Source organism: Blastococcus sp. TF02-8, assembly GCF_003319175.1.
Classification (GTDB): Bacteria; Actinomycetota; Actinomycetes; order Mycobacteriales; family Geodermatophilaceae; genus Blastococcus.
The window spans coordinates 37797-48024 of the sequence record NZ_QOHK01000011.1 but is presented as its reverse complement, the minus strand read 5'-3'; the positions used below and the strand labels follow the sequence as shown (position 1 = coordinate 48024).

Sequence of the window (10228 nt, the reverse complement as noted above, 5' to 3'; positions counted from 1 at the left end):
GGGGAACCTCCCTGCACCTCAGAGGTCGCGGCGACCGAACGACACGGCGGCCAGGGCCCACACCATCGCCACCCAGACCGCGGTCCACGCGAGATAGGTGGCGGTCAGCGGGGCCACGCTCAGGAACGGGAAGGCACCGCCGTCGACGTCGCCGAAGAAGGAGAGCGCCGTGGGGTCCTGGAACCCGTTCATCGCCCCCCGCCACAGCCCGTCGGTGGGCAGGACCATCCGCGACACGCTCCCCACCCGGGCGACCGCGTCGTTGCCGAGGGAGGCCCCGATCCCGCCCACCACGCCGGCGACCCAGGTCGTGCAGAACAGCCCGACGGCGACCACGCCCGAGGCCATCGGGGAGATGACCGTGGAGAGCAGGACCGCGAGGGTGAGCAGGACGACCGTCTGCGCGGCCAGCAGCGCGAGCGCCTTCGCCGGCTCCGGAGGCCAGTAGTCGACGGTGGCCCGGACGATCAGGCACTGGGCCAGGCCGGCGAGCACGACGAACCCGCTGCCGAAGACGACGAGCCCGAGCCACTTGCCCAGCAGGAAGGCCGACCGCCGGATCGGGCGGGCCAGGACGGCCAGTGCGATGCCCGACTCGGTCTCCCCGGCCAGGGTGGGGCCGGCCAGGAACGCGGTGCCGAACGCGGCGATGAGGCTGTAGCCGAACATGACGAGGTTGAGCAGGATCGAGGCGGTCAGCCGGGCCTCGCCGCTGGTCAGCGTGCCGCCGGCCTCCGCCGCGAAGCGGGAGAACCCCCACCCGCTCAGCCCCAGCAGGAGGAGGGTGAGCGCACCGAGCGCGAGCAGCACGCGGCGGCGGCCGGCCTCGCGCAGGGTGAGGCCGGCGATGGTCAGGACGGCGCTCACGGCCGGGTCCCTCCGGTTCCGTCGCGGAGGATGCCGAGCAGTCGTTCCTCCAGGCTGATCCGCCCCGGTTCCACCGCGTGCACGCGGGCGCCGAGGCCGGCGAGGTCGCGGACGAGGTCGGGCACGGTGTCCTCGTCGTCGGCCGGGAGCGCCACGGTGAACCAGTCGCCCTCCCGCTCCACCCGCCCGGCGGCGGCGAGCCGGGCCTGGCCGGCGGGCGGCAGGCCGGTGAGATGCAGGCGGACCTCGTGCTGGCCGAGCAGTTCCAGCAGGGTGCCCGAGGCCGCGACCCGACCGCGGTCGAGGATCACCACCCGGTCGCAGACCCGCTCGACCTCGCCGATCAGGTGCGAGTTGAGCAGCACCGCGATGCCGCGCTCCCGGAGCGACAGCACGATGTCGCGCACGTCGACCCGGCCGAGCGGGTCCAGGGCGCTGGTCGGCTCGTCGAGGACGACGAACTCCAGGCGCGCCACCAGGGCGACCGCGAGCCCCAACCGCTGCTGCATGCCCTTGGAGAAGCCACCCACCCGATCCCCGGCCCGGGCGTCCAGCCCCACCAGGGCCAGCGCCTCGCGCTGCTCCGCGGCGGGCACCTCGATCCCCGACAGCCGCACGTGCAGCGCGAGGACCTCCGCCGCGCTCAGCCAGGGCTGGTACCGGAAGAGCTCGGGGAGGTAGCCGACGCGGCTGCGGGCGGCCGGATCGGTGGCCGGCCGCCCGAGCAGCATCACCTCGCCGGCGTCCGGACGGACCAGCCCGAGGAGCATCTTGATGACCGTGGTCTTGCCGGCGCCGTTCGGCCCGAGCAGTCCGACCACCTCGCCGTGGCCGATCTGCAGCGAGACGCCGTCGACGGCGGTCCGCCTGCCGTACCGCTTCCGCAGGCCGGTGCACCGGACCGCCGGGGCCGGCGGCAGCCCGGCGACCAGCTCGGCGGCACCGCGCAGTGCTGCCTCACCCAGTGCGGCCTCGCTCACCGCAGCGCCCGGGCGACGGTGAGCACCTCGTCGGTGTCCAGGGCGCCGGCGACGACGGTGACCAGCCCGTCCTCGACCCAGACGACGGCGGCCAGCGCCTGGTCGCGGCTCTCGAGCACGGTCGCCTCCGCCCCGTCCACCGTGGCGGTGGAGGTGCTGACGTAGTCCGACGGCACGGGAACGGGCAGGGTGGAGCCGTCCGCGGTGAACGTCCGCAGCTGGGCGGCGACGTCGCCCGGCAGGCCGGGAAGGGAGAGCAGGTAGTCGCGCACCGTCTCGAACGGGACGCCGGAGGAGAACGCCGTGGGGGCTACCGCCCGGCCGACGACCAGTGCCGGGACGCCCGACGAGCTGGTCCACACCTGGGCCACGCCCGGGCCGGCCACCAGGCGCACCGAGCTCCCGTCCAGCCCGGGCGGCGGGGGCGGCAGGGTGCCGCCGGCGGCCCGTGCGGCGCGCTCGGCCGAGAAGGTGAAGGTGGCGCTCACCTCGCCGCCGACCTGGTAGGTGGGCTCGCCCGTGACGCCGCTCGGGAGGGTGTCGACCTCGGGAAGGTCCAGACCGCTCTCCCGGGCCGCGGTGGCGGCGTCCGGCACCGCGTGCAGCCCGTCCTCACCGGTGAACGTGACGTCCCCGTACGCGGTGAGGTCCGGCAGTGCGACGAGCTCGGCGGTGCTCAGCCCGACGGCGGCGACGTCCTCGGTCCGGAAGATCTGCAGCCAGTCGTTGGCGGCGGCGGTGCCGGCACCGGCGAGGACCACGCCGAGCGCGAGGGCCGCGACGGCGGGCCGGCGCAGTGCCGCCCGGAACCGGCTGCCGCGATGCGTCGTCGCAGCCGGTCGCGGAGCCCCTGCGCGGGCAGCCGCGGAGAGCCGCGCCCACCCGGCGTCCACATCGGCCGCGGAACCCGCGGCCAGCGCGGTGCCGACCAGCTCGGCGTCGCTGCGGGCGGCGGCCAGATCGCTCAGGCACCGCGAGCAGTCGGCCACGTGCCGGCGGTCGGCGTCGGAGACGCCGGCGGGCTCGTCGATCAGGCGGCGCAGCACGCCCTCAGTCGGATGACGCATGACGGTTCAGCTCCTTGCGCAGGGCGGACTCGGCGCGACGGACCGTCGTGCCGATGCTGCCGGGGGACAGGTCGAGTGCGGCCGCGACCTCGGCGTAGCTGAGGCCGCTGTGCCGGAGCACCAGCGCCACGGCCTGGGTGCGGGGCAGGCGGGCGAGCCCGGCGCGGACCCGGGCCCGGTCGTGCTCGGTGAGCACCGCCTCGGCGACGTCCGGGACCACGGGGTCGGTGGCCGCGGCGACGGTCTCCTCGCGCGAGGAGCGACGGCGCCCCGAGCGGATCAGGTTCAGCGCCGTGTGCGCCGCGGCGACCGACAGCCAGCCGCCGGCCTCACCGGCGGGGACGCTGGAGCGGCTGAAGGACAGGAAGACCTCCTGGGCGACGTCCTCGGCCTGGTCACCGGACCCGAGGACCCTGGCGGCGACGCCCACCACGCGGCGGTACTCCCGCCGGAAGACTTCCTCGAGGTCGGGCCGCACCGAGGTCGCCACCGCGCCCAACCCTCCGAGCCGGCCACCCGCGCCGCGGGGGCGTGCCAGGACGACGGCGGCCGCCGGTCGTCCGTGCTGTGCGAGCTCCATACCTGCTCAGCACCGCCACCGTCCCGGATGTGACATCCGGACCCGGTCAGGCGCGGCCGGGCGGTGCTCCGGTCTCGTCGACGAACCGGCCCCGCAGCCGCAGCAACGGCGGGGCCGCCGGGTTCAGCACCGGCACGCCGACCACCTCCAGCAGCGCCAGCACGTGGTCACCGGCCTCCACCAGCCGATCCAGCCGGCAGTCCAGCGCCGCCGGCGCCTCGCTCAGGACGATCGCGTCGCTCTCGGGGGCGCGGGCCCACGGCACCGTCTCCAGCAGGTGGCGGGCGCTGGGCCGGCCCGCGGAGGAGAACCGGGAGGCGATGATCGCCTGGGGTGCCGCCAGCACGGTCAGCGCGCAGCTGCCGATCGTCCCCAGCACCTCGGCCGGGTAGCCGTCGGCGCTCAACCCCACCGCGACCAGCGGTGGCGCAGCGGACACGCTCATCACCGAGCTGACCGTGGTGCCGACGTCGTCGATGTCGTCGCGCACGGTCAGCAGGCAGACGCCGGCGGCGTACTGGGTGAGCGCGGCGGCGAACTCGGTGCGGTCGACCGGCATGCGTCCAGTCGACCACAGCCGGGTGTCCGCCCCGGGAGGGAGGCGCCGCTACGCGCCCGTCGCCCCGGACTTCTCGTCCAGGACCTCGTGGCGCATCTTCAGGCTGTTGGTCGTGGCGCCGAACATCGCGTAGTAGCGGGTGTGCGCCGGCTCCATGAAGGCGTCGCGGCGGGCCTCGTAGAAGGCCTGGTCGTACCAGTTGACGCCGAAGGAGATCCGCATGTGGTCCCGGAAGGTGGCGTTCCAGTCCCACAGGATCGCGACCTCGGGCCGTGCCCGCAGCCTCTCGTCGGACCACCGGAGCAGGCGCACGCAGGCCCGGAGGTCCTCCTCGTCGTCGAAGTCGATGTCCACGAGCGTCCGGGCGTAGGGAGTCCGGTCCTCGTCGGGACGCTCGGTCCCGTCCAGGATCTGGGACCGGCCCTTCCTCCCGCGCTCGAGGGCGTCCAGGGTCTCCTCGTCGAACTCGGCCATGTCGCCCATGACGTTCAACAGGTCCTGAGGGATACCGCGTGCGGTCGGTGTGTTCATGGCGACTCCCTGCCTCCGGGGAAGGCAGAGGGTGCTCCTGCCGGCCTCGACGCGGAAGGAGCGCGTCGCCGCTCCCGGCTCGGACGACGCCCTGCCACCGCGCGTGGCTGCGCCGTGCTGTCGGGTGCTGACCGAACGCACCCGCCCTGAGCGCGGATGGCCCCGGCCCCGTGGCGGGCCGGCATCGCCACCGACAGGATGGCCCGGTGAGCGGAGCGGAACGCACGTACGACGTCGTCGTCCTCGGGGGCGGTTCCACCGGCGAGAACGTGGCCGACATCGTCGTCCGCGGAGGACTCTCGGCCGTCATCGTGGAGCCCGAGCTCGTCGGCGGCGAGTGCTCCTACTGGGCCTGCATGCCGAGCAAGGCGCTGCTGCGCGGCACCGAGGTGCTGGCCGAGGCCCGGTCGGTTCCCGGGGCGGCCGAGGCCGTGACCGGGGAGCAGGACGTCGCGGCGACCCTCGCCCGCCGCGACTCGTTCACCTCGCACTGGGACGACTCGGGTCAGGCGCAGTGGGTCGGCTCCGCGGGGATCGACCTGCTGCGCGGGACAGGGCGGCTCGACGGTGAGCGCACCGTGGTCGTCACCGACGCCGACGGCGGCAGCGTCCGGCTGACCGCGCGGCACGCGGTGGCGGTCTGCACCGGGTCGCAGGCGTCGATGCCACCGGTCGACGGGCTGGACGGCGTCGGCCCGTGGACGCCGCGGGAGGCGACCAGCGCCAAGGAGGCGCCGGGTCGGCTGCTGGTGCTCGGCGGCGGGTACGTGGGCTGCGAGATGGCGACGGCGTGGCAGGCGCTGGGCTCGGAGGTCACCCTGCTCCAGCGCGGGGGGCGGCTGCTGCCCGGGCTGGAGCCGCAGGCCGGCGAGGCGGTCGCCGCCGCGCTCCGCGACGCCGGGGTCGAGGTGCAGCTGAACACCGCGGTGACCGGCGCCCGCCGCGAGGGCACCGAGGTGGTGCTCACCACCGACGGCGGCGAGGAGTTCCGGGGCGACGAGGTGCTGGTCGCGGTCGGGCGGACAGCGCGCACCGGCGACATCGGCGCCGACACCGTGGGGCTCGAGCCGGGGGAGTACCTGTCGGTCGACAGCACGCTGCAGGTCGAGGGGAAGCCGTGGCTGTACGGCGTCGGCGACGTCAACGGCCGCCGGCAGCTGACCCACATGGGCAAGTACCAGGCCCGCCAGGCCGGCGCGGCGATCGTGGCGCGCGCCCGCGGCGAGCAGGTCGAGACCGCGCCGTGGTCGCCGTTCGTGGCCACGGCCGACGACGTCGCCACCCCGTCGGTCGTGTTCACCACCCCGCAGGTCGCGAGCGTGGGGCGCACCGCAGCCCAGGCCGCCGACGCCGGGCTGCCGCACCGGGTCGTGGAGTACCCGATCGGGAGCGTCGCCGGGGCCTCGCTGTTCGCCGACGGGTACGAGGGCACCGCGATCGCCGTCGTCGACACGGAGCGCGAGGTGCTGCTCGGCGTCACCTTCGTCGGCCCCGCGGTGGCCGAGCTGCTGCACGCCGCGACGATCGCGGTGGTCGGTGAGGTGCCGATCGGCCGGCTCTGGCACGCCGTCCCGGCCTATCCGACGATCAGCGAGATCTGGCTGCGCCTGCTGGAGACCTATCGCGGGTGACTCCGCGCACTAGGTTCGCGACGTGAAGATCGTTCTTCCCGGGGGAACCGGGCAGGTGGGCGGCCTGCTCCGACGAGCGATGGTGGCGCGGGGCGCCGAGGTCGTCGTCCTCGGCCGCCGGCCCGAGCAGCCGACGGACGGCGTCCGCCACGTGGTCTGGGACGGCCGGACGCTCGGCGCCTGGGCCGACGAGCTCGACGGTGCCGACGCGGTGGTCAACCTCGCCGGACGGACGGTCAGCGCCCGGTACACCGACCGGAACCTGCGGCAGATGATGGACTCCCGCGTCGACTCCACACGCGTGGTCGGGCAGGCGATCGAGCGGGCCGCGCGGCCGCCGGCGGTCTGGCTGCAGATGAGCACCGCGACGATCTACGCCGACGCCCGGAGCCGCCCCGACGACCTCCCGCACGACGAGGCGAACGGCATCATCGGCGGAGAGGAGCCGGACGTGCCGCTGTACTGGGAGTACAGCGTGCGGATCGCCCGGCGGTGGGAGGAGACCCAGGCGGCGGCCGACGTCCCGGGCACGCGGCGGGTCGCGCTGCGGGCGGCGATGGTGATGACTCCCGACCGCGGCGGGGTCTTCGACTACCTGTCGTGGATGGCGCGCGTGGGTGTCGGCGGGCCGGTGGCCGGGGGCGGGCAGTACGTCTCGTGGATCCACGGGGATGACTTCGTGCGCGCCGTGGACCTGCTGCTGGAACGCGAGGACCTCGAGGGCCCGGTCAACCTGGCCGCGCCGGAGCCGGTGACCCAGCGGGAGCTGATGCGCTCGCTGCGCCGCGCGTGGGGGCGGCGTCCGGGCCTCCCCGCGACCCGGTGGATGGCGGAGATCGGGGCCTTCGTGCTGCGCACCGACACGGAGCTGCTGCTCAAGAGCCGCCGGGTGGTGCCGGGCCGGCTGCTCGACGCCGGGTTCACCTTCCGGCACCCCACCTGGGACGAGGCGGCGCGACACCTGGTGGCGGAGCGCCGTCGCCGGTGAGCCGGTTCACTCCCCGGCCGCGGGCGGGGGAGGGGAGACGCGTGCTGGAGTGGACGGGTGACGTCCGACCTGCCCCTACCGACCTCCTGGCGCCGCTACATCGCCCTCGGCGACTCGTTCACCGAGGGGCTCAGCGACCCCGACCCGGCGCGCCCCGGTGAGTACCGCGGCTGGGCCGACCGCCTCGCCGAGCACCTGGCTGCCGCCACGGACGGCGACGTCGAGTACGCCAACCTGGCGATCCGCGGTCGGCTGCTGCGGCAGGTCGTCGACGAGCAGGTGCAGGTGGCGCTCGACGCGGAGCCGGACCTGGTCAGCCTGGTCGCCGGGGGCAACGACCTGATGCGTCCCGGCTCCGACCCCGACGAGCTCGCCGCCGGGCTGGAGGCGGCGGTCGTGCGTTTCCGGGCCGCGGGCGCCGACGTGCTGCTCGCGACCAGCGTCGACACCCGCAACACCCCGATCCTGCGCCGGGTGCGCGGCAAGATCGCGATCTTCAACGCCAACATCTGGTCGGTCGCGAACCGCACCGGCGCCGTGGTGCTGGACCAGTGGGGAGCGGACTGGGTGCAGGACTTCCGGCTGTGGGACACCGACCGCATCCACATGACCGACGAGGGTCACCGGCGGATGGCGCTGGCCGCCGCCGCCGCGCTCGGCCTGCCCGGTGCTGACGGCGAGGACTGGCGCACCCCGCTCCCGCCGCAGGCGCCGCGGGCGTTCCGGGCCGCCGTCGCGGAGGAGGCGGCGTGGGTGCGTGGCTTCGTGGCTCCGTGGATCGGCCGCCGGCTGCGGGGGCGGTCCTCCGGGGACGGCCTGCAGCCCAAGCGCCCCGTCCCCCTCGTCCTCCCGAAGCAGGGCGTTTAGTGCACTTTCTGCCCCCACTCGGCACCGAGCGGGGGCGGTCGGTGCACAGAACGCCCTAGAAGTCGTCGTCGGGGTCGGCGAGCTCGTCGAAGAGGCTGCGGCCGGCGAACCGGCCGGTGTCCTGCAGGTCGTGGGCCTCGGGGGTCGAGGGGATCCGCGGCCGCGGCAGGTCGACGGGAGCCTCGACCGTGGGCAGCGGCGGGAGCTCGTGCAGCACCGGACCGGCGACCTCCTCGACCGGCGCCTGGGTCACCTCGCTCATGAGCACCTCGGCCGGGCTGGGCAACGGCGCGGGCCGGCCGAACGCGTAGCCCTGGGCCATGGCGCAACCGTGCCGCAGCAGCCAGTCGGCCTGGTCGAGGTCCTCGATGCCCTCGGCGATGACCTGCAGGCCCATGCCGCGGCCGAGCTGCAGCAGCCCGTGCACGAGTGCGGCGGTCGAGGGCTCGGTCACGACGTCGGCCACGAACGACCGGTCGATCTTCACGGTGTGGATCGGCAGCCGGTGCAGGGCCGTGATGGCGGAGTAGCCCGTGCCGAAGTCGTCCAGGGCCAGGGTGACACCGGCATCGGTGACGACGGCGACGGCGTGCAGCGTGGCCTCGGCGGCGAACAGCGCCGTCGACTCGGTGATCTCCAGCTCGAGGCGGTGCGGCGGCAGGCCCGACTCGGCCAGCGCGGCGGCGACGAGCTCGCTGAAGCCCTCCTCGGCCAGATGCCGGGCGGAGATGTTCACGTGCACGCGCAGCTCGTCGGGCCAGGTGACGGCGTCGAGGCAGGCGCGCCGGAGCACCCAGGCGCCGAGCTTGGAGGTGAGCCGGTTGTTCTCCGCGGCCTCGAGGAAGGCACCCGGGGGCAGCAGGCCGCGGGTCGGGTGCTGCCAGCGGATCAGGGCCTCGTAGCCGAGCAGCGTCTCGTCGGCCAGGTGCACGATCGGCTGGTAGAAGAGCCGCAGCTCGTCGTTCTCGAGGGCGTGGCGGAGGTCGGTCTCCAGCTGGAGGGCGTCGACCTCGTCGCGGCTGAGGGCGCCCTCGTGCACCTCGATGCGGGCGCGCTGACCGTCGGCCTTGGCCTTCTGCAGAGCGCTGTGCGCCTGCCGGAGCAGGTCGTCGGGGGTCATGTCGGCGCCCAGGGTGAGGCCGACGCTGGCCGACAGCGTGAGCTCCCGGTCGTTCACCACGAACGGCTCGTCGAGCACGCTGAGCAGCCGCTCGGCGAGCGTGCGCAGCCCCGCGAGGTCCTCGACGTCCTCGGCGACGACGAGGAACTCGTCGGCACCCAGGCGCACGGCGGTGTCCTCGACCCGGGTGCTCCAGCGGAGCCGGTCGGCGAACTGGCTGAGGAGCAGGTCGCCGGCCTCGTGTCCCATCGCCTCGTTGACCGCCTGGAAGCGGTCGATGTTGAGGTGGACCAGGCCCACCTGCAGCCCGCGGCGGCGGGAGAGGGCGACGGCGTGGCGCAGCCGGTCGGCCAGGGCGCGGCGGTTGGGCAGGCCGGTCAGCGGGTCGGTGTAGGCGCGGCGGACGGCGTCCTCCTCGGCCCGCCGGCGGTCGGTGACGTCGACCATGGAGAGGACGACGAACTGCGGCGTCCCGTTGTTCTGGCGCACGACCTCGTGCGACTGGACGACCCACAGCTCGCTGCCGTCGGAGCGCCGCAGCCGCCGCTCGCCGTCCAGGAGCAGGTTCGGGTCGAGGGCCGGCTCGCCGGGGGCCGGCTGGAGGCCGAGGTCGCCCACCGGCGGGTCGTCGGGGTGTGCGAGCAGGTCGATGTGGCGGCCGGAGAGGCTCTCCGGGGTGCGGCCGGTCAGGGCGCACATCCGGGGGTTGGCCACGAGCACGTGCCCGTCCAGGTCGACGAGGGCCTTGGCGATCGGCGCGGCCAGGAAGAGTGCCTGGAACAGCTGGCCCCGGTCGGCGAGCAGCGTGTCGATGGCCCGCAAGCGCTGCCCGGCGGCGCCGCCGGGCGTGCCCGGGGAGCGGGGCATCTCGGGTGCGGGAAGGCTCACCGGAACAGCGTCACCCATCGTCATCGAAAAGTGACGGAACCCGCCGACGGAGAGTCGTGATCGTGCCGTCACATTGCGTTAGTTGTGCGTGTCCTCTCGGCAGAACCCGACAGCCGGGGCGGTGCGCCCAGGAGGATCTCGCCTACGGCC

The 10228-nt window shown here is 74.8% G+C and carries 10 protein-coding genes; 3 read left to right on the top strand and 7 right to left on the bottom strand.

Annotated elements, in window-relative coordinates; all coding sequences use genetic code 11:
* Nucleotides 1-18: 18 nt before the first annotated feature.
* The 6 genes from DQ237_RS17400 to DQ237_RS17375 are packed head-to-tail and all read right to left on the bottom strand — an operon-like array spanning nucleotide 19 to nucleotide 4584.
* Nucleotides 19-867, bottom strand: coding sequence for an ABC transporter permease subunit (locus DQ237_RS17400; RefSeq protein WP_113801407.1), 849 nt, complete (start codon nucleotides 865-867; stop codon nucleotides 19-21).
* Nucleotides 864-1847, bottom strand: coding sequence for an ABC transporter ATP-binding protein (locus tag DQ237_RS17395; protein ID WP_205730268.1), 984 nt, complete (start codon nucleotides 1845-1847; stop codon nucleotides 864-866). The genes DQ237_RS17400 and DQ237_RS17395 overlap by 4 nt, the downstream gene beginning before the upstream one ends.
* Nucleotides 1844-2914 carry a hypothetical protein gene (locus DQ237_RS17390; protein ID WP_113801406.1) on the bottom strand — a complete coding sequence of 357 codons (1071 nt, stop codon included), beginning with the start codon at nucleotides 2912-2914 and terminating at the stop codon, nucleotides 1844-1846. Before DQ237_RS17390 ends, DQ237_RS17395 begins: the two co-directional genes overlap by 4 nt.
* A complete protein-coding gene (locus tag DQ237_RS17385) occupies nucleotides 2898-3494 on the bottom strand; it encodes an RNA polymerase sigma factor (RefSeq protein ID WP_113801405.1) in 597 nt (198 codons plus the stop codon). The genes DQ237_RS17390 and DQ237_RS17385 overlap by 17 nt, the downstream gene beginning before the upstream one ends.
* A gap of 46 nt (nucleotides 3495-3540) precedes the next feature.
* On the bottom strand, nucleotides 3541-4053 hold the full coding sequence (locus tag DQ237_RS17380) for a flavin reductase family protein (protein ID WP_113801404.1): 513 nt from the start codon (nucleotides 4051-4053) through the stop codon (nucleotides 3541-3543).
* A 48-nt stretch (nucleotides 4054-4101) separates the two neighbouring features.
* Entirely contained in the window at nucleotides 4102-4584 is a 483-nt protein-coding gene (locus DQ237_RS17375; protein WP_147251846.1) for a hypothetical protein, read from the bottom strand.
* 206 nt (nucleotides 4585-4790) lie between these two features.
* Between DQ237_RS17375 and DQ237_RS17370 the strand changes: the two genes are divergently transcribed.
* From DQ237_RS17370 to DQ237_RS17360, 3 genes are read left to right on the top strand one after another with little or no spacing between them, the layout of a single operon-like run.
* The gene (locus tag DQ237_RS17370) at nucleotides 4791-6215 is read left to right on the top strand and encodes an NAD(P)/FAD-dependent oxidoreductase (RefSeq protein WP_113801402.1); all 1425 of its coding nucleotides are present in this window, start codon (nucleotides 4791-4793) and stop codon (nucleotides 6213-6215) included.
* A gap of 22 nt (nucleotides 6216-6237) precedes the next feature.
* Entirely contained in the window at nucleotides 6238-7203 is a 966-nt protein-coding gene (locus DQ237_RS17365; RefSeq protein ID WP_113801401.1) for an epimerase, read from the top strand.
* Nucleotides 7204-7260: 57 nt separating this feature from the next.
* Complete coding sequence (locus tag DQ237_RS17360) at nucleotides 7261-8070, top strand: SGNH/GDSL hydrolase family protein (RefSeq protein ID WP_240619709.1); 810 nt, start codon at nucleotides 7261-7263, stop codon at nucleotides 8068-8070.
* 55 nt (nucleotides 8071-8125) lie between these two features.
* On the opposite strand, the gene DQ237_RS17355 is transcribed toward DQ237_RS17360, so the two are convergent.
* The gene (locus DQ237_RS17355) at nucleotides 8126-10078 is read right to left on the bottom strand and encodes a bifunctional diguanylate cyclase/phosphodiesterase (protein ID WP_240619708.1); all 1953 of its coding nucleotides are present in this window, start codon (nucleotides 10076-10078) and stop codon (nucleotides 8126-8128) included.
* Nucleotides 10079-10228 lie beyond the last annotated feature (150 nt).

Excerpts from the sequence above, each read along its gene's own strand:
- DQ237_RS17390 (WP_113801406.1), bottom strand. The coding sequence starts at position 2,914 with ATGCGTCATCCGACTGAGGGCGTGCTGCGCCGCCTGATCGACGAGCCC.
- DQ237_RS17385 (WP_113801405.1), bottom strand. The coding sequence starts at position 3,494 with ATGGAGCTCGCACAGCACGGACGACCGGCGGCCGCCGTCGTCCTGGCA.
- DQ237_RS17380 (WP_113801404.1), bottom strand. The coding sequence starts at position 4,053 with ATGCCGGTCGACCGCACCGAGTTCGCCGCCGCGCTCACCCAGTACGCC.
- DQ237_RS17375 (WP_147251846.1), bottom strand. The coding sequence starts at position 4,584 with ATGAACACACCGACCGCACGCGGTATCCCTCAGGACCTGTTGAACGTC.